Raw genomic sequence first — 23,850 nt, 5'->3', positions numbered from 1 at the left:
TAAAATTCCTAATTCTTCATTCCTGATTTCTAATTGTCAGAGCGTCCCATCTCCCGAATGGCGTCCAGCAGCTCATCCTGAAATGTCTCCCGCTCCGTGTTCCCCTTCTCCAGGGTTCTCCAGACCACGCCGTCCCGGAGAATCACCACCCGGTCGCAGAAGGACGCGGCATAGGAGTCGTGGGTCACCATAAAAATCGTGGCCTCCAGGGCGCTTTTCGCCTGCTCAAAGGAGCGGATCACCGCCCGGGTGGACTTGCTATCCAGATTGCCGGTGGGCTCGTCGGCCAGAATCAGCAGGGGATGGTTGATGAGGGCCCGGGCCACGGCGGTGCGCTGCTTCTCGCCGCCGGAGATTTCCGCCGGGTATTTGTCCCGGATGGCGGCGATGCCGAAGACCTCGCAGAGCTGGTCCGCCCGCTGTTCCGTCATATCGGAGACGATGCCGCCGATGATGGCGGGCAGGAGGATGTTCTGCCGCACCGTCAGGCCGTCCAGCAGGAGGAAGTCCTGAAAGACAAAGCCCAGCTGCTTGTTCCGCACCTCCGCCAGGGCGTCTCCGTTCAGACGGGCCAGCTCGGTTTTGCCCAGGCGGATGCTGCCGGAGTCCGCGGGAATGTAGCAGGAAATACAGTTCAGCAGGGTGGTTTTGCCGGAGCCGGAGGGCCCCATAACGGCGACAAACTCCCCCTTGCCCACCTGAAGGGAAACCCCCTTCAGAACTTCGTAGGAGGTTTTGCCCACCTGATAGGATTTGCGCAGGTTTTCAACAGTCAGCATAATGGTCATCCTTTCTCAGAGCATGAATTGAACTGCCGCGATGACGGCAAGATGGACGGGATAAAAGGCGTAGAAAAACCACTTGGGGATTTTCAGGCCGGAGCGGGTGGGAATGAAAATCAGCAGGGCGGCGAAGACGGCAAAGATGCTCCAGTCCGCCGTCAGCCCTCCCAGGGTCAGGCAGAGGGGGTCCTCGGGATAGCCGTTCCACAGGGCCGGAAGGTAGCTCAGCACATAGAGGGCCGCGCCAATTTTGGGGTGATTCCGGCAGAGGAAGAAAATCAGCATCAATTGAATCCCCATACCGGAGTAGTCGAAGTTCCACCAGCTCACCGCGAAGAGAGCCCCCAGGAACAGCCACCATTTCCGCTCCTTGAATCCATACATGGCCAGCAGGGACAGGAACAGGGTGAAGAAGATGTTCCAGTTGCTCCAGTTCCGGTCCACCATCCAGTCGTGGGGATGGAAGGCCAGCACATAGAAGGGCTGGGAGACCACGGCAAACACTGCCAGCCGGCCCAGATACCGCTTGATATCCCGGGTGTACAGCAGGCCCACGGTCATGCAGTAGCAGAAGATGGGAAAGGCCAGCCGGCCAATCCAGCGGAAGGCCCCCGCCTCCGGGAAGAAGGCCCCGCCCACATGGTCGATGAGCATGGAGACGATGGCGGCCAGCTTCAAAAGGTCCGTGTCCAGATTCGTCTGCAGCCGGGGCCCCTGCCGGGGGAGCTCTGTGGGGACGGTCAGGGCGGTACGAAGGGACTTCCAGTTCATAACAAGCACTTCCTTTTTCCTGTGATGTCAATTGATACGAAAGTTTGGCAGTCAATTCTTCACTTCCGTTTCCATTGCCAGAATAGCGCAAAAAAACGGCCCCCGCAAACGGGGCCGCTCTCTTTGGAGGTTTTCTTGTAAAGTTTGGCGGCGCGGCGGGAAGCGATGTCATTTTTGGCGGTTTTACCGTCATAATTGGTTTGGCGGACAGCCGGGGATGTGCTATAATAGCCGCAGCAAGCAATAAGGAGATGATTACCGTGCAGATTGGCATCTGCGACGACAGCGCCGAGGCCCGCCTGGCCCTTCGGGCCGCCCTGGAACGGGCTCTGGACCGGCGGCAGTCCGAAGGGGGCTTTCTTGAGTTCTCCTCCGGTGAGGGGCTTCTCCGCTGGATGGAGAACCACGCCGGGGAGCTGGACCTGGTGTTTCTGGATATTGAAATGGGAGAGGTGGACGGCATGGAGACCGCCCGCCGCCTCCGCGCCGCCGACGAGGGTCTCCAGCTGGTTTTCGTCACCGGCTACACGGACCATGTGTTTGACGGCTATTCCGTGGGGGCCCTGGGCTACCTGATGAAGCCCCCCAGGCCGGAGCAGCTGGACGGCGTGCTGGAGCGGGCCGCCGAGGCGCTTATGCGGGACTTCGACTCCGCATTCATCTGCCGCAGCGGCGAAACCCTGTACCGGATTCCCAAGAAGTCCATCCTTTATTTCGCCTCGGACCGGCGGCAGGTGTCCTGCGTCTCTGTCGCCCGGACCTATACCTTTTACGGCAAGCTGGACGACGTGGAACGGGACGTGGGAGACGGCTTCGTCCGGGTCCACCAGCGCTATCTGGTCCGGACCGCCGCCGTGGACCGGCTGGAGGGCAGTCAGGTCTTCGTGGGGGAGGAGGCCATCCCCGTCAGCCGGGCCTGCCGGTCCGCCGCCCTGGCGGCCCTGGCCCGGTCGGCCCTGGAGGGCTAGGCCGTGGAGGGCATTCTGAACTTTCTGGAACGGCTGGCGGAGTATGTCATGCTCTGCCTCGCAAATTGGTTCTGGTTCCTCCCGGGGCTGGCCAGCGGCTTTTTCCTCTTCCGCCTTCTCTCCGCCTTTCTCCCGGTGAAGCCCCGCCGGGGCTGGCGGATTGGGCTGGTTTTCTCACTGACCTTCATTTCCGGGATGATTATCTGGCTGGGGGACACGAATCTGCTCTTCACGCTGCTGGCCTTTGTCCCGCTGCTCATGCTGGCCTCCAGAGGAAACCGGGTGGGACGGCTGGCGGTGACGGTTATTTTCTTCTGCCTGATTATGCCCGTCAACGCCGTTCTGGACACCTACTATGCCCCCGCCATGGCGCACTTCGGGCTGGATAACGTATTCTACCTCACCGACAAATTCATCCGCCCCGGCGTCTGGGGCCTTTTGTACCTGGGAACCCGGAAGCATCTGCCGGAGAAGCCGCCCCAGCTCTCCCCCCGGTTCTGGAGACTGGTGCTGCTTCTGGCGGCCATGCCCTTCAGCTCCCTGCTGGCGGTGGTGCTGCTGCCCCTACTCCAGTCGGATTACATCTACAGCGACTTCCTCCTCCACAGCCTGATTATGAATCTGGGGGTGGCGGTGCTCCCCTTCATCTTCCTCACCGCCCTGGCCCTGCTGTACGCCATCCGGGTGCTGGAGGAACACGAGCGGCTGGAGGAGGCGGACAAGCTGGCCTCCCTCCGAGAAAGCTATTACCAGGGCCTCCGGCGGGAGGAACGGCAGGTCCGCACTCTCCGCCACGACCTCCGGAACCACCTGACGGCCCTCCGGGGTCTGGTGGAGCTGGGTCAGGGGGACAAGGCCCTTCAGTACATCGACCAGCTGGCGGACTCCTCCGCCCTCCGGGGCGGGAAACGGCTGTGCGAAAACGACGCCGCCAACGCCGTCCTCTCCGCCAAGGCGGAGGCCATGGGCCGTTCGGGCCTCACGGCGGACTTTGCCGTGTCCCTGCCCAAGGCGCTGCCCCTGGCGGAGGTGGACCTCTGCGCCCTGCTGGGCAACGCTCTGGACAACGCCATGGAGGCGGCGGAGCGGGCGGAGGACAAGACGGTTACCCTCCGCTGCCGGGCGGAGAAGGGCCTCTTCATGCTCCGGATGGAAAACGCCTACGCCGGGGAGCTGGCCCCGGACCTGGCCACCACCAAGACGGACAAGGCTTCCCACGGCTTCGGCCTGGCGGGGATACGGGAGATTGCGGAGCGCCTGGGCGGGTCCCTGGAGACCCGGGCCCAGGCGGGGCGCTTTGAGCTGGTGGCCTGCCTGCCCCTGGACGGCGGGGTTAGTCCGTGACGGGCGGCTCCTCTCCGGCGACGGCGTCCGCTCGCTTCAGGATGACCCGCCAAACGGGGGGCACGGTCTCCGCTGCCCGGGAGGTGAAGACATATTCCCGGGAAACCAGCGTTTCGTCATACCTCCCTATTTTAGATGGACGCCCGGCGGAGCGCCTGCCCCCATCCTTTCACCGCTCACAAAAACCGGAAAAAGCGGCCCCGCGCTTCGCAGAGCGGCGGATTTTCCGGAAATTCATTCGGGACCAGAACGAAAAAACCTGTAACCCCAGTGGTTGCAGGTTTTTATATTTTTGCGAAAACGGGCCTGGGGTGACGGCAAAAGCCGCAGCGATTGACCAGCACGGCAGAGACATGCCCCCAGCCCCTTCACGGCGCGTCCCGCACATAACAGGGCTGTTCCCCCCCAAAAAAAGGCCGGCCGGCGTCCCCGCCTCCTGTCCAAAAAATTTTTTGAAAAAAGCAGAAAAATCTTGACAGCAGAGGTTAGTTATGTTAAACTGAGCCCGATTTACGAGTTAGATAAAGCTAACCACTTGTGAAAGGAGGCAGACACATGATGCCGCTGACAATGGCAAAGGCGGGAGAGTCGTTTATCATCCGCAGCATTTCCGGCAGGGACGAGGTGCGACGGCATTTGGCGGAGCTGGGCTTTGCGGCGGACGGCAATGTGACGGTAGTCAACAAAATCGCGGGAAATCTGATCGTAGAGGTGAGGAACAGCCGGATTGCGCTGGACAGGACCATGGCAAACCGCATCATGATTTAGCGGAGGTCTTCAAGCCGTCACGAACAGGCGGGACGCAAAAAACTGACAAGGAGGAACGCAAATGAAAACACTGAAGGACGTCCATGTGGGCGAAACCGCAACCGTGGCGCGGCTCCACGGGGAAGGCCCTGTGAAGCGCCGGATTATGGACATGGGCATCACCAGGGGCGTGGAGATTTTTGTCCGCAAGGTGGCCCCTCTGGGCGACCCCATGGAGCTGAACGTCCGGGGCTATGAGCTGTCTGTCCGCAAGGGCGACGCGGAGAGCATCGAAGTACGGTAAAGCGGCGCGGCGGAAGGCCGCTGTTATTTGCGCCGTGAGTTAGCCAGAACTAATATAGAAAAAAGGAGAGACTCAGCATGGACATGAAAATTGCCCTGGCGGGCAATCCCAACTGCGGCAAGACCACCCTGTTCAACGCCCTCACCGGCTCCAGCCAGTATGTGGGCAACTGGCCGGGGGTCACGGTGGAGAAAAAGGAGGGCCGCCTGAAGGGCCGCAGGGACGTGGTGATTCAGGACCTGCCCGGCATCTACTCCCTGTCCCCCTACACCCTGGAGGAGGTGGTGGCCCGGGATTATCTGGTGAACGAGAGGCCGGACGCCATTCTCAATGTCATAGACGGAACCAGCATTGAGCGCGGCCTTTACCTCACCACCCAGCTGATAGAGCTGGGCCTGCCCGTGGTGGCGGCGGTGAACATGATGGACCTGGTGCGGAAAAACGGCGATACCATCGACCTCGCCAAACTGGGCGACGCCCTGGGCTGTGAGGTGGTGGAGATGAGCGCCCTGAAGGGCGAGGGCGGCATGGCCGCCGCCGAAAAGGCCGTATCCCTGGCCCGCCGCCGTCAGGCCGGGAAACGCCCCCCTGTGTTTACCGGCAGCGTGGAGCGCACCCTGCGCGGCATTGAGGAATCCCTTGGGGGCAGGGCGGCGGAGGGCTGTCTGCGCTGGTACGCCGTCAAGATATTCGAGAGGGACGAGAAGGCCATGCGGGACCTGGACCTCCCCGCCGGTTTGACGGCCCGCCTGGAGGAGCAGATTGCCGCCTGTGAACAGGAGCTGGACGACGACGGGGCCTCCATCATCACCAATCAGCGGTACGCCTACATCAGCCAGGTGGTGTCCCAGGCTGTGCGGCAGAAAGCCCCCAGGCACAGCCTGTCCGTCTCGGACAAAATCGACCGGGTGGTAACCAACCGCATTTTGGCACTGCCTGTCTTCGCGGCGGTGATGTTCCTGGTCTATGCCGTCGCTATGGGAAGCTGGGGCATCTCCATCGGCGCCGCCGCCACCGGCTGGGCCAATGACGGTCTATTTGGAGACGGCTGGTTCCTGCCCTTCTCCGGCTCCGACGCGGACGGGTACGGCGAGGCCGCAGGGGCCTTTGAGGAAGCTTCCGCCATCATTGAGGCATACGAGAGCGGGGCGTCCACGGCATACCTCTACGATGCCGATGCCGGTGAGGTCAGAGCCCTGACCGTTACGGCGGAGAGCTACGCCGGCGCCCTCACGGTAGAGGAGCCCGACCCCGCCGCCTATGGAGCCTGGGTCCCCGGCCTGCCTGTGCTGGCTGAAAGGCTGCTGAAGACCATAGGGGCCGGCGAAACTCTGACGTCCCTGGTCCTGGACGGCATTGTGGGCGGCGTGGGCGCTGTCCTGGGCTTTGTGCCCCAAATGCTGGTGCTGTTTCTGCTGCTGGCCGTTCTGGAGGATATGGGGTATATGGCCCGGATTGCGTTCATCATGGACCGGATTTTCCGCCGCTTCGGCCTCTCCGGCAAGAGCTTCATCCCCATGCTGGTGTCCACGGGCTGCGGCGTGCCCGGCATTATGGCCTCCCGGACCATTGAACAGGAGCGGGACCGGAGGATCACCATCATGACCGCCGGTTTCATCCCCTGCGGGGCCAAAATGCCCATCATCGCCCTGTTCGCCGGGGCGCTGTTCGGCGGCTCCCCTCTGGCCGCCGCCTCCGCCTACTTCATTGGCATGGCCGCCGTGGTGGTGTCCGGAATCATCCTCAAAAAGTTCAGGGCGTTCGCCGGGGACCCCGCCCCCTTCATCATGGAGCTGCCCGCCTATCATGTCCCCTCCCCCGGCAATGTTCTGCGCTCCGCGTGGGAACGGGGCTGGTCCTTCATCAGGCGGGCCGGAACCGTTATCCTGCTCTCTGCCATAAGCCTCTGGTTCCTCCAGAGCTTCGGATTTACCGCCGGGGGCTTCGGCATGGTGGAGGACAGCGCCGATTCCATCCTGGCCGCCGTGGGCGGCATGATTGCGGTGGTATTCGCGCCTCTGGGCTTTGGCACCTGGCAGGCCTCTGTCGCTGTGATCACCGGCCTGATTGCCAAGGAGGAAGTGGTTTCCACCCTGGGTGTCCTGTATCCCGGAAATCTGACGCTGAACATCGGCACGGCCTTTACCGCCGCCTATGCTTATTCCTTCATGGTCTTCAATCTGCTGTGTGCCCCCTGCTTCGCCGCCATAGGGGCCATCAGGCGGGAGATGAACAGTGCTCAATGGACCTGGGCCGCTGTCGGCTATATGTGCGTCTTTGCTTACGTGTGCGCACTGATGGTCTACCAGCTGGGCAGTCTGCTCACAGGAACGGTAACCTTTGGCCTGTGGACGGTAATCACCCTGGCAGCGCTGGCCGCGGTCGTCCACCTGCTGGTCCGCAGGGGGTGGCAGGGTGAGAAGCGGGCGGGCTCCGCCGCTGCCGCCGTGATGTAACCGGTCTGGAAAGGAGGCTTTGAGAATGCACGCCGTATGGGGAAATGTCATTGTAACCGTCGTTCTGGCCGCCGCCGTGCTTCTGGCCGTGCGGTCCCTGCGAAAATCCCGCAGAGACCGCGGCGGCTGTAACGGCGACTGCGGAAGCTGCCGCAGCTGTCACTGAACGTTCTGATTGACAGGCAAGGGGGAGAGGCATGAAACGCCTCTCCCCTTCCGCCGCAGACAGTTCTCGGCGTTTTCGCTGAAGACACGCGTCAGAGCGCGGAGAGGAACAGGCTGTTCAGCTCCTCCCAATCCCGCGGACTCTCCTTGGGGTACTGCCGGACCAGCTCCCCGATTTCGACGATGCTTTGCTCCAGATACTCGTTGAGGATATCAATTCTCGGGATCATTTGAATCTCAGGGGCGTTTATTTTCAGCTCAAGCAGCTCCCTGACGGTGTCCTCCAGATATTCCGGGAGCTGGCTTTCCGCCAGCTCCGAAAACAGCACCGGCGGCGGGGTTTCCCGCTCCAGAATCCAGCGGCAGGCGAGGACCGGGCGCAGCACATAGAAGTACTTTTTGGTCTTGACTGTGCCGCCCCGCAGGGATTCACAGTAGTTACCATCGGCCATATGCAGGTAGTGCCAAAGGCTGCTTTTTGACAGAAAGTAACAGCGCATGACCGATTTGAAGGTTTCAGCAAACGGCGTGGTCTGATAGACCAGGGGTGAGGAAAACCACTCAAACACAGTGGGGTTGGATTTATATAGCAGCCTCAAAGTTTTATCCAAATCCCATCCGTTGATGTCCAAAACATCGTCAGCAGGCAGTTCTATCACATCACGAAGCCGGTTGAGCCTGAGATAGCTCTCCCTGGGGCGAACGTAGATGAAACGCACGTCATAGTCGCTGTCCGGAGAGGCGAAGCCCCAGGCGCGGCTGCCGGATTCCACCGCCAGCAGAATACGGCAGTCCTCCCGCCCCTCAATTTCACGCAGTTTTTCCTGAATCAATGCCTCCACGGCCAACGCCTCCCTTCAAAAAAATGAACGCGGTTTAGTCCGCCGCCTTGAAATTATAGACGGGCCGGATGGATTCAAGAATCTCCGCTGTGGGGCCAATCTGAGCGACGATTTCATCCATGCTCTTATAGGCCATGGGGCTTTCATCCAGGGTGTCGGGCAGCACGCAGGTGGTAAAGATGCCTTCCATCTCCCTCTTGAACGTCTCCATGGACAGCGTGTGAAACGCCGCCCGGCGGCTCATCAGCCGGCCCGCGCCGTGAGGCGCGGAACAGTTCCAGTCCGTATTCCCCTTCCCGGCGCAGATCAGGCTGCCGTCCCGCATGTTGATGGGAATCAGCAGCTTTTCCCCGGCCTTCGCGGAGACAGAGCCCTTCCGCAGAATCATGGCGTCGGTGTCAATATAGTTGTGAATCGTGGTAAAGGTCTCCGCGGCGGTGAGGCCCAGGCCGGACAGGATGACGTCCACCATGGCCTTCCGGTTGAGCGCTGCAAACTGCTGGGTCAGCTTCATGTCGTGAATGTAGTCTTCAAACAGCCTGCCTTCCACATAGGCCAGGTCCCTGGGGATGCTCAGGGCGTGTTCCTTTTTCAGCCCGGTAATGGTCTTCTGAATCTCCCGGTGGCGGCCCTCGGCCTTCAGCCGGGCAATGAGCGCCTGAATCTGAAAGTCCGCGCCGCCCCAGAGGGCCCGGCGGCCTTCGTCCTGGTAGTATTCGGCAACCTCCGTACCCAGATGCCGGCTACCGGAGTGGACCACCAGGAAGAGGCGTCCGTCCCCGGCGCGGTCCACCTCAATGAAGTGGTTGCCGCCCCCCAGGGAACCGATGCTGAGGGCCGCCCGGTCCAGGTTGACCTGTCCGGCACAGCGGAGCCGCGTCAGGTCTATTCCGGCGCTCAGCTTATGGGGAGCCTTCCGGACCTCCCGGCCATAGGGAATCTTTTTGCGAATCAGCCGGTCCAGCTTCTCAAAATCAATCTCCCGCTCCGCCAGCTCGACGGTTTCCATGCCGCAGCCGATATCGACCCCCACCATGCCGGGCACGATTTTGTCCCGTATGGTCATGGTGGTGCCGATGGTGCAGCCCTTTCCGGCATGGACGTCGGGCATAATCCGAATCTTGCAGCCGCTGAACTCCGGCCGGTCGCAGACCGCCTGAATTTGACTGCGGGCGGCCTCCTCCAGCTCGGAGGTGTAGCAGACGGCGGTATTATATAAACCCTGAATGGTAATCATGACGGCCTCCTGTTTCCTGTTTTCTAATGCTTCGTCCCTCCGCGCGCCGGAGACGGAGCCCGGCGGCGGTTTTCCTATGCCTCGATCACCGCGTAACGCCCGGAGCCCAGAACGCTCATCATAAAGGCATAGGGGGATAGGATTCCCTGCTTCAGCATGGAGAAAATCCGGGGATTGCAGCCGGACACCAGGGCGGTCCCTGTTTCATCGAGCCTTACGGGCTGCTGCCGGCTGCGGCTTGCCACATTCCAGAAAACCACCTCGGGCAGCCGGTAACCCCTCTTGGCAAACAGCCGCTTTGCGTACTCGAAGTTCGTCACAGAGCGGTCTGCCGTGCAGCGGTCAAACTCCATGTCGGAAATGATGTAGATTTTAGCGGGCATCTCCCTCTGAGGCACGCGGTTTTTTACGGCGGCGCTGAGAATCAGTTCAAACACCCGCTGGAGATTGGTGTTTGCAATCTCGTTGAACCGGCGGCAGTAGCGCACCTTCTCGCAGATGTCGTTCCCCTTGATTTCCACCAGCCTGGGGGTCTCGGAAAAGGTAATGAAGTGGTTATGAAACGCGCCGGTGCTGCGCTCGGCATAGTAGATGCCCAGGGACAGCGCCACCGCCGCCGGAAGGGGGTCCGCCCCTCCGTACATGGAGCCCGAACCGTCGATGACCACCAGGGCGTTCTCGCCGCCGGTGAAGTCCTCCTGGGCGTTCCATGTGGCATTGATAGCCTGCCGCTCCTGGGCGGGGATGGAGCCATAGCCCAGGAGGGGCCGAATGATCTCGTAGGGGGTCAGCGCCCCGGTGTGGAGCCGCTCCGCTCCCTCGGCGGCTCTGCTCATAAAAGCGCCGTAGCGCTCTCCGTCATTCCGAATGAAGGCCCTGCGGTACTTGAACATGGCCCTGGAGGGCTGTTTTGCATAATCAAAGGTGTAGTCCTTTTCCCGCAGACGGTTCTCGATGAGGTCCGTCCCGGCGCGCAGAGCGCTGAGGGTTTTGCGGTATTCCGCGTCGTTCATGCCCATTCTGCGGGCAAGGCGCTTGGCGGTCCGGACCGTGTCCTGATTGGAGGCGTTGACGGAGGGCAGCCACTTGGCCAGCAGCGAAACGGAGCCGCCGGACGCCAGCGCGGCGCGGTCGGCATCCAGCTGTTTTTGAATCTGCCGCAGCACCCCGTCCTCGCAGGGCGTTCCCATCAGGGTCAGGAGATCGTCGAAGCGCCCATACTCCGCGATGTACGGAATATTCTTTTCCAGGGACTGCGGCTCGTTCTCCGCCAGCCACCGGAGAACCGTCCGGAAGACACGGCGCTCACCGGCGCCGCCTCTGACATCCCTGGCGAAAAACAGAATTTTCATCGCCAGGTCCGCGTCCTCGGCGTAAGCGCGGAGGAACCGGCCGGTGATTTCCTCTTCGCTCTCCCGGCGCAGGCCGCCGACGGCGGCAAACAGGTCCAGGCACTCAGACCGGGTGGACCGATATGTAAGCGCCCCGTTTTCGGTACAGGTCAGATTCGATTCTCTTTTCAAAAACTTCAGCATGAAATCACTCCTCCGCAAAGAATTAACAAGGCACCGTTTGAAGTGGGACTCGAACCCACGAAACGGCGGCTCTGAGCCGCCTGCTATACCAACTTAGCGATTCAATGGCTGCTGTGGGTGCCTTTGGGGGTACAAAGCGCATGTGTCACCCTGCCGGAGCCCCGGCAAAGCGGCGTATACGGTCTCAAACCATATTCCTGGGCTGCTGTCTGCGCTTTTCATGGTATAAGCATACCGCCCGGCGGGAGGAAAATCACGGAAAAAAAGTTGCGAACTCACAGACAGGCTCTCGGAAATCCGGAAAATCCATTGCCTCCTTCCATTTGGACGCCCTTTGTGGTAGAATGGTCCAAAGCCCGGGGGAGGTGGAAACTGTGGCATACAGCGAGCTGATTAAGAACTTCCAGCGCATCCGGAACTACATGCGTGAATTCTATGTCTACGGCCTGAAGAGCCGGGAGGAGTACAGACTCAAAAGCGCCCGCAGCTATGACAACGAGCGGCGCAGAATTGAGAGCTGGATTGGCAGCTATATGTCCTTCCGCCAGGACGCCTCCGGCAAAACTGTATTCCTCTCCGTTGACAGCAGGCACATTCCTCACAATCCGCTCCACAGGGCCTTCAAGGCCAAGAGCTTTACGGATAAGGACATCACACTCCACTTCTATATCATGGATTTGCTGGACGGCGGAGGCGTCCTCTCCACCAGGGAGATTGCCGGCGGCATCCATGACAGGTATCTCTCCCGGTTCAGCGGCGCTTTTTTCCCGGACGAATCTACGGTGCGCAAAAAGCTCAGGGAATACGAGGCCCTGGGCCTGCTCCGCTCTGAGAAGAGAGGCCGCGAGGTATTCTACCAAAGAACCGACAACCCCGCCTTCCGGCTGGACGCCTGGGCGGACGCCCTGGCCTTTTTCTCCGAGGAAAATCCACTTGGAGTGGTTGGCTCGTTCCTGATTGACAAGCTGGGCAGTCCCTCCGACGCCTTCCGCTTCAAGCATCACTACATCCTCCACGCCCTGGACAGCGATATACTGTGCGATCTGCTGCTGGCCATCGACGGGCAAAGGGCCGTCGAGCTTGCCGTCAAGAGCCTGCGGAGCGGGCGGGATTACCGCAGGACGGTCTGCCCGCTGAAAATCTATATCAGCACCCAGTCCGGGCGGCAGTACCTTCTGGGCTATCATTACAGCAGCCGCCATATGGTCTTCTTCCGGCTGGATGCCATTCAAAAGGTGACGGCCGGAAACGTTGAAAAACATTACAGCAAATACCTGGAGTATCAGGAGAAGTTCGACCGGCACCTATGGGGCGTCTCCACCGGCCCGGACTACAATCTGGACCATATTGAAATGACGGTTCATTTTGGTCCGGAGGAGGAATTCATCCTCCGGCGTCTCCAGCGGGAGAAGCGCCACGGCGACGTTGAACGTCTGGACGCGGAGACATGCAGGTTTTCAGCCGACGTCTACGACGCGGCGGAAATGCTGCCCTGGCTGCGCACCTTCATGGGCCGCATCGTGTCTCTCCGCTGCACCAGTCAGGCCGTTGAGGATTTGTTCCGGGAGGACCTGGCCCGGATGGAAGCACTGTATGGAGGTGGCGGCGATGCTGTTCAGTGAAATCTACGGCAGCTATTTCCAGACCGTCGCGGAGGTGCTGGCGGAGGCCTGCGACGGGACTCTGACGGAGAGACGCATGACAGAGCTTGTCCGGGAGAAGGCCTTTGCGGAAAGCGCCCTCACCATTCCCTCCGCTCTGAAATCAGAGGCGTGGCCGCTGCTGGACGGGGAATACCGTTCCGTACTGCGGCACAAGCCCACCATGCCCCTGACCACACTTCAGAGGAGATGGCTGAAGGCCCTGCTGTCCGATCCCAGGATAGCCCTGTTCGCTCCGGATGCCGCCGGCCTGGAGGACGTCGATCCGCTGTATGCTCAGGATAGCTTCGTGTTCTTTGACCGGTATGCCGACGGGGACCCGTATGAGGACCCTGTTTACATTCAATGCTTTCAAACGGCGCTGAAAGCCATCCGGGAGAACAGAAAGCTGCGCGTCCGTTTTCACGGCCGTACCGGCGGCCGGCATTCAATCGTCTGCATTCCCTGCCGTCTGGAATATTCCTCCAAGGATGACAAATTCAGGCTTCTGACTGCCGGCACGGGGCGGTTCGGCACCGTCAACATGGCCCGGTTGCGCTCCTGCGAGCTGCTGGAGCCCTTCGACCCCAAATCCGCCGCCCCGCCGCAGGGCCATTCCGAGGAGCTTGTTCTGCTGCTTCACGATGAGCGCAACGGGCTTGAGCGCGTATTGCTGCACTTCTCCCATTTTGAAAAGGAGACCGTGAAGCTGGACGACGGGCTTTACCGGATTCGCCTCCGATATGACAAGGACGATGAAACCGAGCTGCTCATACGGGTGCTGTCCTTCGGCCCGGTGCTGGAGGTGAAGGCCCCGGCTGCATTTATCCATCTGATCCGGAGCCGCATCCAAAAGCAGAGCCGCTATCTGCGGGAGGATGCCACATAGCCACGTTGAAGAACAGGCCTTCGCACCATTCAGCCGCCGCCCGTGTACAAACGGCAGAATGGCAGGCGCAAAAGGATGGTGAAAAACTGAGGCGGAGGCTCATTGGTTTCAGGAATCGGCTGTGGGAAAGGTAATATCTAAGGTAAGGAGGCGGCTGCACGGTTGAACGTAAAATATATTGGCGAAACGGCTCCTTTAGAACTCACCAACGGGAACATCTATTCTGTTTTTTCATAAAAATGCTGGCCGGGATGTTTAAGAAGGACCAACCCCAAGGCGGTTTCATAGCAAAAGCGGCAGGCTTTTCAGCCTGCCGCTTTTGCCGCGCAGCCGGGCGCACGGTTTTGCGCCGCTGGGGCCGGGCCCCTCACAGAAAGGTCAGGAAGTATCCCACCGCCAGCAAATCTGCGCAGCCTCCGGGACTGAGCCCGGCCTGAATCAGCTCCTGGTCAAAGTCCTCCAAAAGGCCGGAAAGCTCCTCCGGCGGCGCGGAGAGCACCTGCCGGGCCCGCCGGGCGGCTTGCTCCAGGGCGGCCCGGCCTCCCCGGCGGAGGAGGTTGGTATCCTCCACCTGTCCAATCAGGGCCAGCAGGGCCCGCCTGCCGCCGTCCTCCGGGGACTCCGCCTGCCGGAGGGCAGGGAGAACCCAGCGCCTCACGGAGGGAAAGCCCCTGACGGCCTCCCCCCGGGCCCCTCCGGAGGAGGCGCCGCCCTTGTGCCCATGGCAGCGGGCCAGCGCCGCCGCCCGCTGGCAGAGGGCCTCCGGCTCCAAAGCGTCCCCGCCCTCCCTGGGAAGAAGTCGGGCATACAGCTGTCCGGCGGCGGCGCAGAGAAGGCCCAGGGAGAAGATCAGACCCTGATGGGTATTCACGCCTCCGGTGGCGGAGCGCATGGCCGCCTCCGCCTCCAGGCCCAGACTCCGGGCGGCGTCGAACAGGGCCTGGTCCTCCCCCTCCGGGGATTGAAGGCCCAGCTGGCACAGCCGCCGGAACCAGGGGGTCAAAGCCGCCGCGCTGTCCAGAAAGGTGAAAAAGTCCATGTCCTGGTGGGCCCCTCTGTTCCGGCGGTCCACCAAACCTGGCTTAGGCGTGACGGAAACCTCATAGAGCATGGCCCGCAGGGCCTGAACGGAGACATGCTCCGCCCACTGGGCGGAAAAAAACTCTGTCAGCAGCCGGACGGTCTCCCGCTGGAGCTGTTCCACGGGGTGGCGGCGGCTTCTGCCGCAGACAGCCGCGTCCCCGCCGCAGAGCAGACAGCGGCGGGGCGGGCGGCCGATTTCCTGCCGGGAGAACTTTTCGCCGCTTTCCAGCAGCAAATCCAGGTCCAGCAGCCGTCCCAGGAACACGCCGTCCTCCACCGAGCACAGGGCCCGCTTGGCGTCCAGGGGCGAAATTCCCTCCACCTGATAAAAGGCACAGGGCCCGGCCTTCTCCAGACGCTCCTCCAGAAGGCGCGCAGAGCCTCCGGCCCGGGTCAGGGCGGCCTCGGCCAGCCTCCGGCCCTCCCGGTATCCCCGGCGGAGCAGGGGAAAATCCTTCACGGGCCCCGCCATATTCAGGCTCAGGCACAGCAGAGGGCCGCCGTAAGCGGCCAGCAGGCGGCGCTGGGTTTCCGCCCGCCGCTCCCGCTCGGCCAGCATGTCTTCCAGCGGCGTCTGTTCAGTTCCCAGAATGTCCTGAAGCTCCATGGCGGTACTCCTCCAACAGGTATTGATACGTCGGCCCGGGCACCAGGGGCCGCAGGGTCTCCAGCTCTCCCCTCTGGAAGAGCGCCCGGACCCGGCTGGCGCTGATGACCGCGCCGCCCTCCTCCAGCCGGGGCAGGACCACCGTCCGGACGCCCCAGCCGGGGAGCAGGTCCATCATCTGCCGGTTATAGGCCCGGGTGACGGGGCACAGGGGTTCTTCTCCCACAAAGCGGAGCGTGATGCCCAGCGGGGCGGCGAAGCGCTCCGCGAAGAGCTTCAGGTCCAGTTCGGCGCTGTGGAAGGCGGCGTTGGCCTGGTCCTTCAGGAAGTACGTGGGGAATGTGGCGGCGGAAATCAGGTAGTCCCCGGTGGGGCAGACCGCCGTATGGGGCAGGTCCGCCAGGTTCTGCCGGGCCAGCTCCAGCCGGACGTCCGCCGGGAAAAAGCTCCGGTCCTCGGACACCAGGAAGAAGTACAGAAAGCCGCACCGCGCCGCCGCCTGCTCCGCAAGCCAGAGGTGTCCCCGGGTAAAGGGGTTGCAGTTGGCCACCACCGCGCCGGCAGGCCCCGCCCCCGGGGGCGGCTTGGGCAGGGCGGCAACAAAGTCCGCCGCGCCGTTCCGGCGGTTTTCCATCAGCAGCATACCGGCGGTTTCCGTCACAGGGTAAAAGCCCAGGCCCACGAATAGGGCGCGGTTCTCCGGCTTGGTGCACAGCATCAGGTGTTCCCGCCCCTCCTGAAGGGCCTGCCGGGTCAGGTGGCTGACCACCGCAGCGCAGAGGCCGCCGCCCTGGCAGCCGGAGTCCACGGCCACGTACTGAATCACGCCGCCGTCCAGGGAGCCGGTGGCCAGGGGCCTCCCCTCCTCCAGAAGCGTCACGGTGAAGGCAGGCGGGGCTTCCGGCGGCGTGAGGCCGTTTTGAGCCAAAAATTCCTGCACGGCCTGAAAACGGCGTCCCCGGAGGGGTCCCAGCTCCAGCTCCATACGCAGGCCTCCTTTTCGAGAAATGTGATACACGGCGGCGGGGCGGCCCCCTGCGGGAGCCGCCCTGCAGGGTCAGTCCCGCACCTGGCGGATTAAATCCATGACGGAGCCGTCCCGGTAGGTGACGACGCCGACCACCGTGTCCTTGTAGGCGATGGGCGCGGGGACGCCTACAATGCGCTGGGCCTTCTGCTGGAGCTCCTCAATTGTGGAGACGGCGATGCCCGCATCCACGAGACGCTGGCGCAGCTTGTAGCGCCGGGGATTGACGGCGATGCCGTAGTCCGTGACAATGACATCCACCGTTTTCCCGGGGGTCACCACGGTGTTGACCTTTTCCACCACGCAGGGAATGCGGCCCCGGACCAGGGGACAGACGACGATGGCCAGCGCCGCGCCATAGGCGGTGTCCGGGTGTCCGCCGATGGCGCCCCGGATGACGCCGTCGGAGCCGGTGAGCACGTTGACGTCGAAATTCGTGTCCACCTCCAGTGCGGAGAGGACCACGGCGTCCAGCAGGTTCACGGCACAGCCGGGGTCGGCGGGGCTGGCGTAATAGGACGCGGAAATCTGCTGGTGGAAGCGGTTGTTTTTCAGGGACTCCGCCGCCCGCAGGTCGAAGGACTGCACATCCAGAATCTTTTTCACCAGGCCCTCCTCGTGGAGGTCCACGATGGAGCCGGTGATGCCGCCCAGCGCGAAGCTGGCGGTGATGCCCTTGGCCAGCATCTTTTCCCGGAGGAACCGGGCCACGGCCAGGGACGCGCCGCCGGAGCCCATCTGAATGGAAAAACCGTCCTCAAAGACGCCGCTGGCGGCGATGACGTTGGCGGCGGACTCCGCAATGGTCAGCTCCTTGGGGTTTTTCGTGAAGCGGGTGGCCCCGGACATGATGCCGGCGGGGTCCCCGATGTTGGGGACCTCCACAATGTAGTCCACATCGGTGGAGGGAATGCCGAAGGGGGCGTTGGGATACTGAACGATATGATTGGTCAGGATGATGGTTCTGGCGGCGTGCTGGGCGTCGCACTTGGCGTATCCCATGGAGCCGCACATGACGCCGCCGTCCACGTCCCGGCTGTAGCCGTTGGCGTTTCCATAGGGGTCGCAGGAGGGCGCTCCCAGGAAGGCCACGTCGATGGGAAGCTCTCCGCTCTCAATGGCCCGGGCCCTTCCGCCGTGGCTGCGGAAGACCACAGGGGTCTCCATCAGGCCGTTGGAAATGGCGTCTGCCAGACTGCCCCGGAGACCGGAGGTTTCAATCCGGCGGATGACGCCGCTTTGAATATGGCGAATCAAGGGTGCGTGGCAGTCCGACAGGGATGAGGCGGCCAGGGTGAGGTTTTTAAAGCCCATTTCCGCCAGCTTGTCCATGACCAGGTTGACAATATAGTCGCCGTTGCGGAAATGATGGTGGAAGGAGACGGTCATCCCGTCCCGCAGGCCAGAGAGGGTGACGGCCTCCTCCAGGGAGGGGATGATTTTGCTGTAGGAGGCCTTCCGCTCGGCCAGGGTGGAATAGCTCTTGCCCAGGTTTTCGTCAGAGAACTGCCCGCCGGGGAGTCCCAGTCCCTCCAGACACGAAATAGAAGGTTCACGCGAAATAGAAGGTTCACGCGAAATAGAAGGTTCATGCATCGTTTTCAGCCTCCTCCCGCAATACGCCCGCCGCCCTGGCCAGGGCCAGCACGCGCTGGGCCCGCAGCACAATGGGCCGGTCCACCATTTTTCCGTTCAGGGAAATCACGCCGGAGCCCTTCCGGCGGGCCTCCTCAATGGCCTCCATAACTGCCTGGGCCTTTGCAATTTCCTTTTCCGAAGGCGTATAGATCTCGTGGACTGTTTTGATCTGTCTGGGATTGATGATGGACTTTCCATCGAAACCCAGCTGGTGGATGAGTTCCACCTCGGCCCGGAAGCCCTCTTCGTTGTTGACATCACTGTATACGGTGTCAATCGCGTCGATGCCCGCAGCCCGGGCGGCCAGGAGAATCATGCTCCGGCCAAACAGCAGCTCGATGCCGCCGGGAGACCGGTTCGTCTTCAAATCGGTGACATAATCCTCGGCTCCCAGGGCGATGCCAATGAGGCGCTTGCTGGAAAAGGCGATTTCCCTGGCGTTCAGCACGCCGGCGGCGCTTTCAATGGCGGCCATCATGGGGGTGGAGCCCTCTTCAATGCCGCATTCGCCCTCGATGCGGGCAATCTCCTTCTCACAGAGCAGTACGTCCTCCGCCGTCTCGGTCTTGGGCAGGCGGATGACGGCCCGCCGGGTGCGGACTATGGCCTCCAGGTCCTCCCGTCCGCCCTTGGCGGAGGGGTCGTTGATTCGAACCACCAGCTCCTTGTCTCCGTAGTCCATGGTCATCAGAGCCTGATAGACCAGGAACCGGGCGGCGTCCTTCTCAGCCAGGGAGACGGAGTCCTCCAGGTCGAACATGATGGCGTCCTGGGCGTAGATTCCGGCGTCCTTAATCATGCCGGGGTTGTTGCCCGGGACAAAGAGCATGGTGCGTCTGAGCCGCTTCATGTCCGCACCTCCCACACATAGTCCTCCCGTTCACAGGCCCGGAAGGCGCTGGCCTTCACCCGGGCCCGAATCACGCAGTCCAGAGCGCCCTTGTCCACGGCGGTGACCCGGGCGTCCCGGATGCCCAGTTGCTCCAGGGTTTCGGCAATGGCGGCGCGGATGGCCGCTCCAAACTGCTTTTCCACCGTGCTGTTCAGGTCGATTGCCAGGCCTCCCCCCTCGTTGGGTGCAACGGTCACCATGATATCGCTGGACTCCATGGTGCCGGAGACGGCGGCTTTTACTACCTTCATCGTATCTCCTTTCTGTTCTCTCGTTGGCGTCAGGGACAGCCGGATTCCCCGGCGTATAGTCAGCACAGTTGAAAATCGACAGATACCGATTTTCAACCAGCGGCAGAGCCGCTGACGGGTAAGGTAAAAACCCCTTGCGCTGACTATGAAGTCCACCGCAAGGCCGTTTTGCGGCCTGTGCGGCGAACCATCGCCGCACTTGTTGAAAAAAAGCAAAGGCTTCTTTTCAACTGCAGTGACTATAGTAGTTGATGAGGCTTCCCGCCAGGATGATGCCGGACTCCTCCGGCGTCAGGGATTTCAGGCTCAGGGTGATGGGCTCCGCGGGGCCGTCCGCCGGAATGAGCCATCCCTGGATTTGAGGCGCCCGGGACCGCACCGCCTCCCGAATGCCCGGGAGGAACACCAGATCGCCGGGGGCAAAGCGCTCCGCCGGCTCCCCCTCCCAGGTGAAGGGGAGCATGCCCCAGTTCACCAGATTGGAGCGGTATCGCTTGGTGGCGTATTCCACACAGATGTTGGCCAGTCCTCCCAGCACCCGCTGACAGGAGGCGGCCTGCTCTCTGGCGGAGCCGTCCCCGGGCCGGTTGGAGCAGACCACGCTGCCCAGGCAGGTGTCCCGGAGGAACGCGCCGCTGCCGCCCTGATAATCCACCTTTGTCAGAACCCTCTGGGCCAGGTCCTCCAGCTCCCGGGAGGGACTGCCGCTCTGCCGGCAGCGCTCCAGAGCCTGAACGGCCTTGGCCCGGGCCACATAGGCCGGGTCCCGGCGGGAGAGGGTGAAGTCTGCCATGCGTATGGGGTTGGAGCGGTACGAGGAGGTGTCCCCGGAGGGAATCAGCTCGTCGGTGGTGGTGACGCTGTCGGGAATGACGGAGGCCACCTCCAGCAGGGCGTTCTCCTGAAGGGCAATCATCTCCGGCCAGTCGGTAATATTGGGGCCCAGGCGCAGCTCTACATCCGGCTTGGGACGGCCGAAGCCGTTGTAGACCGTTTTGGCGTACAGCGTTTCATCGTAGTGATATTCCGGCATGACGTCGTCATACTCCGCTTCCGTGGCCGGAGTGAGCCAGCCGCCGTTGACGGCGGTGGCGGCGATGGACCGGGCATCCATTAGGGCCACGGAGGCCATCTGCTCCTCCTTGGGCTTGGAGCCCTCCCGGTTGGGGAAGTTCCGGGTGGTGTGCCGGATGGCGATGGACCCGTTGGAGGGCACGTCCCCGGCCCCGAAGCAGGGCCCGCAGAAGGATGGCTTCAAAATGACGCCGGCGGAGATGAGGGTTCCGGCCACGCCGGTCTTCAGCAGCTCCATCAGCACCGGGCCGCTGGCGGGATAGGCGCTCATGGTGAAAAACTCGTTGGGAATGGCTTTGCCCTCCATAATGCGGGCGGCGGAAACGAGGTTTTCAAAGCTGCCGCCTGAGCAGCCGGCAATGTCCGCCTGGTCCACCCGGAACCGGCCGTTCCGGAGCTTGCTCCGCAGGTCCAGGCGCAGCCTGGGATTGGCAATCTGGGTCTGGGCGTTCCGCTCCACCTCCGCCAGGATGTCCTCGGGGTTCTCCAGGAAGGTGCGGATGGAATAGACGTTGCTGGGATGGAAGGGGAAGGCAATCATGGGCTCCACCGCGTCCAGGTCGATGACCACAGCTCCATCATAACACGCTCCGGGCTCCGGGTCCAGTGTCTGATAGTCCCCGGGCCGGCCGTGAATGCGGAAAAATTCCTCCACCGCGGCGTCCGTCCTCCAGACAGAGCTCAGGCAGGTGGTCTCCGTGGTCATCACGTCCACGCCGTTCCGGAAGTCCACGGACAGGCTGCTCACGCCGGGGCCCACGAATTCCAGAATCTTGTTTTTCACAAATCCGCTTTCAAAAACCGCGCCCACCAGGGCCAGCGCCACGTCCTGGGGGCCCACGCCGTGGCGGGGACGGCCCTTCAGCCATACGGCGATCACCTCCGGCGGGGCGATGTCGTATGTACGGCTCAGCAGCTGCTTCACCAGCTCGCCTCCGCCCTCGCCCACGCCCAGCGTGCCCAGAGCGCCGTAACGGGTGTGGGAGTCGGAGCCCAGCACCATCCGTCCGCAGCCGCTGAGGGTCTCCCTGGCGTAGGAGTGGATGACGGACTGGTTGGCGGGGACGAAAATTCCGCCGTATTTCTCGCAGGCGGACATGCCGAACATGTGGTCGTCCCGGTTGATGGTGCCGCCCACGGCGCAGAGGGAGTTATGGCAGTTGGTCAGCACATAGGGGAGGGGGAACTCCTTCAGTCCGCTGGCCCGGGCGGTCTGAATGATGCCCACATAGGTGATGTCGTGGGAAATCAGGGAGTCGAATTTCAGCTTCATGGTTCCGCCGGCGGCGGTGTTGTGGGCCTTCAGGATGCCATAGGAGATGGTTTTCTCCCGTCCCTCCGGCAGGGCGGCGGGTTCGGAGAGAACCTGGGGTCCCTCCGGCCCCAGACAGACCGGCTGCTTTATCAGTTGAATCATATCAAGTACCTCCTGCGGCGGCAGCGCCGCCGGCTTCATTTCAATTGGTCGGAACGCAGGAACGACTTTCCCTCTCGCCTGGCGGGAGGGAAAGCCGTCTGAGACGCCGGACGGGAGTCAGGCGGCAGATTTGTTCCTGCCCAGCAGCTTTTTGACGAGGGGACCGACCCAGGGCCAGAGGATAAAGGCCGCGGAGACAATCACCAGCGCGCAGCTGATGGGGCGCTGAAGGAAAATCATGGGCGAGCCGGTATACACCAGGCTGTTGATAAAATTGGACTCCATCATGCCGCCCAGAATGCTGGCCAGGATGAAGGGGGCTGTGGGGATGTTAAACTTATAGAACACATAGCCCACGATGCCGAAGGCGATGGCCACGCCCACGTGGAAGGGGTTGTTCTTATAGGCATAGGCTCCGGCCATGCACAGCCCCAGAATGCCCGCGGAAAGGACATTGGGGTTCAGCTTCAGAACCTGGGCGGCCAGGTACTTGCAGTACAGCAGCGCCAGGGGCAGCATCATGATGTTGCCCACCAGGAAGGCCACAATGATGAGATAGGCCATGTCCGGATTCTTGGTGAACAGGGTGGGGCCCGCCACCATGCCGTGGATGGTCAGCGCGCCGATGAACAGGGCGGCGGTGGAGTTGCCGGGGATGCCCAGGGACAGCAGGGGCACCATGGAGCTGGCTACCACGGCGTTGTTGGCGGCCTCTGGGGCGGCAATGCCTTCCCATTCTCCGGTGCCGAATTTCTTCTCCGGGTGGACCCGCTTCTCCACGTCATAGGCGGTGAAAATAGCCATGGTCATGCCCGCGCCGGGCAGGCAGCCCAGGATGTTGCCGATGGCGGAGGCCCGCAGCCACGTGGGCAGCAGCCGTCTGCACATGGCCCGGTCGGGGAAGGAAACCCTGTCGCCGGAATTGGCGTGGACCTGGTGCTCCGCCTCCTCCACCATTTCGCTGTTCCAGTCGTCCGACTTCCGGCCCACCTTTTCCGCAATCTTCAGCACCGAGAGGATGCCGAACAGGCCGATCATACGGGGCACCAGGGGGATGCCGTCCATCAGGCTCATGGAGCCGAAGGTAAAACGGGTCATGCCGGTGGAGGTGCTGACGCCCACGCAGCTGAGCCACAGGCCGAAGCCCATGGACAAAAAGTGCTTCCAGCAGTCCTTGCCCGCCATGCCGATGACGGTGGCGATGCCCAGCATGCCCAGCATGAAGTACTCCGGCGGGCCGAATTTCAGGGCCACGGAGGCCAGCACAGGAGAGAGGAACATCAGCACCAGGGCGCTGGAGATGCCGCCGAAGACGGAACTGGTCATGCACACGCTCAGCGCCTGGAGGCCGTGGCCCTTTTGCTTGAGGGGATAGCCGTCATAGGCCGTCACCACGGCGGAGGCGGTGCCGGGGATTTCCAGCAGCACCGCCGGAATGGAGCCGCCGCAGGCGGAAGAGCAGTAAATGCCCACCAGCAGGGCAAAGGCCAGGGTGGGTTCCATGCCGAAGGTGACGGGAATCAGCACGGCGATGGTGATGCTGTCGTTCAGCCCGGGCAGCGCGCCCACCGTCAGACCCAGAAGGACGCCCAGAAACAGCGTCAGGAGCACAATGGGATCGGCCAGCTGCTGGAAACCCAATAAGATATTTTCCATATGCAATCCTCCTTACAGAAACAGAGTGGGCAGGGGGACATGCAGCAGCCCGTAGAACACGCCGAAGACCACGGCGGCGATCCCCACGGCGCAGGCCGCCAGGATCTTGTACCGCTGATAGCCCAGCACCCACATGATGAAGGCGCCCAGCAGAACCGTGTCCAGGAAGAAGCCGATTTTCTTCAGCAGAAACACGTAGAGAAACATGGCGGCCACACAGGCCAGCACCCGGAGGAGGTTGGTGTCCTTGAAACGGTCCTTGTGCTCCGCCTTCCTGAGCTCGGAAATCAGGTCGATGACGGAGATGACGATGATGACATAGGAGACCAGGGAGGGAAAGGTGGCGTCCCGCTTGCTCATGGACAGCGTGGAGACCTTAATCCAGATGCCGAAGAGAAGAAAGGCGGCAGGACTCAGCAGGGAGACCAGTTTGTTTTTCGTCATTTGAGTACCTCTCTGTGACAGGAAGGGGCGGACGGAAGCGCCCGCCCCGGCTCTTATGGTATGGTAGGGATTATGTGAGAG

Annotated in this window: 21 protein-coding genes and 1 tRNA gene; 8 read left to right on the top strand and 14 right to left on the bottom strand. The window is 62.2% G+C overall.

All coding sequences use genetic code 11. The annotated features are described in order from the left end of the window. Positions 1 to 29: 29 nt before the first annotated feature. Together Q0063_RS01055 and Q0063_RS01050 are read right to left on the bottom strand one after the other, a co-directional pair. Entirely contained in the window at positions 30 to 779 is a 750-nt protein-coding gene (locus tag Q0063_RS01055; RefSeq protein ID WP_297870109.1) for an ABC transporter ATP-binding protein, read from the bottom strand. A 15-nt stretch (positions 780 to 794) separates the two neighbouring features. Further along, on the bottom strand, positions 795 to 1,553 hold the full coding sequence (locus tag Q0063_RS01050; protein WP_297870108.1) for a TraX family protein: 759 nt from the start codon (positions 1,551 to 1,553) through the stop codon (positions 795 to 797). Between the two features lie 251 nt (positions 1,554 to 1,804). Here Q0063_RS01050 and Q0063_RS01045 point away from each other — a divergent pair, with 251 nt between their 5' ends. The 6 genes from Q0063_RS01045 to Q0063_RS01020 all read left to right on the top strand — a co-directional run bounded on the left by Q0063_RS01045 (position 1,805) and on the right by Q0063_RS01020 (position 7,538). Further along, on the top strand, positions 1,805 to 2,521 hold the full coding sequence (locus Q0063_RS01045; RefSeq protein ID WP_297870107.1) for a LytTR family DNA-binding domain-containing protein: 717 nt from the start codon (positions 1,805 to 1,807) through the stop codon (positions 2,519 to 2,521). Between the two features lie 3 nt (positions 2,522 to 2,524). After that, positions 2,525 to 3,865: a sensor histidine kinase gene (locus Q0063_RS01040; protein WP_297870106.1), complete on the top strand. Its 1,341-nt coding sequence runs from the start codon at positions 2,525 to 2,527 to the stop codon at positions 3,863 to 3,865. A gap of 555 nt (positions 3,866 to 4,420) precedes the next feature. Continuing rightward, entirely contained in the window at positions 4,421 to 4,633 is a 213-nt protein-coding gene (locus Q0063_RS01035; protein ID WP_297870105.1) for a FeoA family protein, read from the top strand. Between the two features lie 61 nt (positions 4,634 to 4,694). Then, a complete protein-coding gene (locus tag Q0063_RS01030; RefSeq protein WP_297870104.1) occupies positions 4,695 to 4,916 on the top strand; it encodes a FeoA family protein in 222 nt (73 codons plus the stop codon). A gap of 77 nt (positions 4,917 to 4,993) precedes the next feature. Further along, positions 4,994 to 7,372 carry a ferrous iron transporter B gene (locus Q0063_RS01025; protein WP_297870103.1) on the top strand — a complete coding sequence of 793 codons (2,379 nt, stop codon included), beginning with the start codon at positions 4,994 to 4,996 and terminating at the stop codon, positions 7,370 to 7,372. Between the two features lie 25 nt (positions 7,373 to 7,397). Then, positions 7,398 to 7,538: a FeoB-associated Cys-rich membrane protein gene (locus Q0063_RS01020; protein ID WP_297870102.1), complete on the top strand. Its 141-nt coding sequence runs from the start codon at positions 7,398 to 7,400 to the stop codon at positions 7,536 to 7,538. 91 nt (positions 7,539 to 7,629) lie between these two features. Here the strand turns inward: Q0063_RS01020 and Q0063_RS01015 are convergent, their stop codons facing one another. From Q0063_RS01015 to Q0063_RS01000, 4 genes are all read right to left on the bottom strand, one after another. Then, entirely contained in the window at positions 7,630 to 8,379 is a 750-nt protein-coding gene (locus tag Q0063_RS01015) for a nucleotidyltransferase domain-containing protein (RefSeq protein WP_297870101.1), read from the bottom strand. Between the two features lie 34 nt (positions 8,380 to 8,413). Continuing rightward, entirely contained in the window at positions 8,414 to 9,616 is a 1,203-nt protein-coding gene (locus Q0063_RS01010; RefSeq protein ID WP_297870100.1) for an RtcB family protein, read from the bottom strand. A gap of 74 nt (positions 9,617 to 9,690) precedes the next feature. Then, positions 9,691 to 11,151, bottom strand: a complete 1,461-nt coding sequence (locus Q0063_RS01005; RefSeq protein WP_297870099.1) for a DUF2828 family protein — start codon at positions 11,149 to 11,151, stop codon at positions 9,691 to 9,693. 34 nt (positions 11,152 to 11,185) lie between these two features. Further along, a tRNA-Leu gene (locus Q0063_RS01000) sits at positions 11,186 to 11,256 on the bottom strand. Positions 11,257 to 11,525: 269 nt separating this feature from the next. Here Q0063_RS01000 and Q0063_RS00995 point away from each other — a divergent pair. Both Q0063_RS00995 and Q0063_RS00990 read left to right on the top strand, forming a co-directional pair. Continuing rightward, on the top strand, positions 11,526 to 12,773 hold the full coding sequence (locus Q0063_RS00995; RefSeq protein ID WP_297870098.1) for a WYL domain-containing protein: 1,248 nt from the start codon (positions 11,526 to 11,528) through the stop codon (positions 12,771 to 12,773). Beyond that, positions 12,760 to 13,680 (top strand): WYL domain-containing protein, encoded by a 921-nt coding sequence (locus Q0063_RS00990; protein WP_297870097.1) that lies wholly within the window; start codon positions 12,760 to 12,762, stop codon positions 13,678 to 13,680. Before Q0063_RS00995 ends, Q0063_RS00990 begins: the two co-directional genes overlap by 14 nt. A 367-nt stretch (positions 13,681 to 14,047) precedes the next feature. On the opposite strand, the gene citX is transcribed toward Q0063_RS00990, so the two are convergent. From citX to Q0063_RS00950, 8 genes are all read right to left on the bottom strand, one after another. Next, positions 14,048 to 15,370, bottom strand: coding sequence for a citrate lyase holo-[acyl-carrier protein] synthase (citX, locus tag Q0063_RS00985; protein ID WP_297870096.1), 1,323 nt, complete (start codon positions 15,368 to 15,370; stop codon positions 14,048 to 14,050). Beyond that, the gene (citC, locus tag Q0063_RS00980; protein ID WP_297870095.1) at positions 15,342 to 16,355 is read right to left on the bottom strand and encodes a [citrate (pro-3S)-lyase] ligase; all 1,014 of its coding nucleotides are present in this window, start codon (positions 16,353 to 16,355) and stop codon (positions 15,342 to 15,344) included. The genes citX and citC overlap by 29 nt, the downstream gene beginning before the upstream one ends. A gap of 72 nt (positions 16,356 to 16,427) precedes the next feature. Continuing rightward, positions 16,428 to 17,993: a citrate lyase subunit alpha gene (citF, locus tag Q0063_RS00975; protein ID WP_297870094.1), complete on the bottom strand. Its 1,566-nt coding sequence runs from the start codon at positions 17,991 to 17,993 to the stop codon at positions 16,428 to 16,430. Next, positions 17,986 to 18,885 (bottom strand): citrate (pro-3S)-lyase subunit beta, encoded by a 900-nt coding sequence (gene citE / locus Q0063_RS00970; protein ID WP_297870093.1) that lies wholly within the window; start codon positions 18,883 to 18,885, stop codon positions 17,986 to 17,988. Before citE ends, citF begins: the two co-directional genes overlap by 8 nt. Then, positions 18,882 to 19,178 (bottom strand): citrate lyase acyl carrier protein, encoded by a 297-nt coding sequence (citD, locus tag Q0063_RS00965; protein WP_297870092.1) that lies wholly within the window; start codon positions 19,176 to 19,178, stop codon positions 18,882 to 18,884. The genes citE and citD overlap by 4 nt, the downstream gene beginning before the upstream one ends. Positions 19,179 to 19,404: 226 nt before the next feature. Further along, a complete protein-coding gene (locus Q0063_RS00960) occupies positions 19,405 to 21,669 on the bottom strand; it encodes a hydratase (RefSeq protein ID WP_297870091.1) in 2,265 nt (754 codons plus the stop codon). Positions 21,670 to 21,786: 117 nt separating this feature from the next. After that, positions 21,787 to 23,325, bottom strand: a complete 1,539-nt coding sequence (locus Q0063_RS00955) for a tripartite tricarboxylate transporter permease (protein ID WP_297870090.1) — start codon at positions 23,323 to 23,325, stop codon at positions 21,787 to 21,789. A gap of 12 nt (positions 23,326 to 23,337) precedes the next feature. After that, on the bottom strand, positions 23,338 to 23,769 hold the full coding sequence (locus tag Q0063_RS00950; RefSeq protein ID WP_297870089.1) for a tripartite tricarboxylate transporter TctB family protein: 432 nt from the start codon (positions 23,767 to 23,769) through the stop codon (positions 23,338 to 23,340). Between the last annotated feature and the right edge of the window lie 81 nt (positions 23,770 to 23,850).

Source organism: uncultured Oscillibacter sp., assembly GCF_947654275.1.
GTDB lineage: Bacteria > Bacillota > Clostridia > Oscillospirales > Oscillospiraceae > Oscillibacter.
This window is presented reverse-complemented; position numbering and strand designations above follow the sequence as displayed.

Bases quoted from the DNA above. Each gene is read 5' to 3' on its own strand.
- citC (WP_297870095.1), bottom strand. From the start codon at position 16,355: ATGGAGCTGGAGCTGGGACCCCTCCGGGGACGCCGTTTTCAGGCCGTG.
- Q0063_RS01020 (WP_297870102.1), top strand. From the start codon at position 7,398: ATGCACGCCGTATGGGGAAATGTCATTGTAACCGTCGTTCTGGCCGCC.
- citF (WP_297870094.1), bottom strand. From the start codon at position 17,993: ATGCATGAACCTTCTATTTCGCGTGAACCTTCTATTTCGCGTGAACCT.
- citE (WP_297870093.1), bottom strand. From the start codon at position 18,885: ATGAAGCGGCTCAGACGCACCATGCTCTTTGTCCCGGGCAACAACCCC.
- Q0063_RS00990 (WP_297870097.1), top strand. From the start codon at position 12,760: ATGCTGTTCAGTGAAATCTACGGCAGCTATTTCCAGACCGTCGCGGAG.
- Q0063_RS01045 (WP_297870107.1), top strand. From the start codon at position 1,805: ATGATTACCGTGCAGATTGGCATCTGCGACGACAGCGCCGAGGCCCGC.
- citD (WP_297870092.1), bottom strand. From the start codon at position 19,178: ATGAAGGTAGTAAAAGCCGCCGTCTCCGGCACCATGGAGTCCAGCGAT.
- Q0063_RS01035 (WP_297870105.1), top strand. From the start codon at position 4,421: ATGATGCCGCTGACAATGGCAAAGGCGGGAGAGTCGTTTATCATCCGC.
- Q0063_RS00960 (WP_297870091.1), bottom strand. From the start codon at position 21,669: ATGATTCAACTGATAAAGCAGCCGGTCTGTCTGGGGCCGGAGGGACCC.
- citX (WP_297870096.1), bottom strand. From the start codon at position 15,370: ATGGAGCTTCAGGACATTCTGGGAACTGAACAGACGCCGCTGGAAGAC.
- Q0063_RS00955 (WP_297870090.1), bottom strand. From the start codon at position 23,325: ATGGAAAATATCTTATTGGGTTTCCAGCAGCTGGCCGATCCCATTGTG.
- Q0063_RS01030 (WP_297870104.1), top strand. From the start codon at position 4,695: ATGAAAACACTGAAGGACGTCCATGTGGGCGAAACCGCAACCGTGGCG.
- Q0063_RS01010 (WP_297870100.1), bottom strand. From the start codon at position 9,616: ATGATTACCATTCAGGGTTTATATAATACCGCCGTCTGCTACACCTCC.
- Q0063_RS01025 (WP_297870103.1), top strand. From the start codon at position 4,994: ATGGACATGAAAATTGCCCTGGCGGGCAATCCCAACTGCGGCAAGACC.
- Q0063_RS00950 (WP_297870089.1), bottom strand. From the start codon at position 23,769: ATGACGAAAAACAAACTGGTCTCCCTGCTGAGTCCTGCCGCCTTTCTT.
- Q0063_RS01055 (WP_297870109.1), bottom strand. From the start codon at position 779: ATGCTGACTGTTGAAAACCTGCGCAAATCCTATCAGGTGGGCAAAACC.
- Q0063_RS01005 (WP_297870099.1), bottom strand. From the start codon at position 11,151: ATGCTGAAGTTTTTGAAAAGAGAATCGAATCTGACCTGTACCGAAAAC.
- Q0063_RS01050 (WP_297870108.1), bottom strand. From the start codon at position 1,553: ATGAACTGGAAGTCCCTTCGTACCGCCCTGACCGTCCCCACAGAGCTC.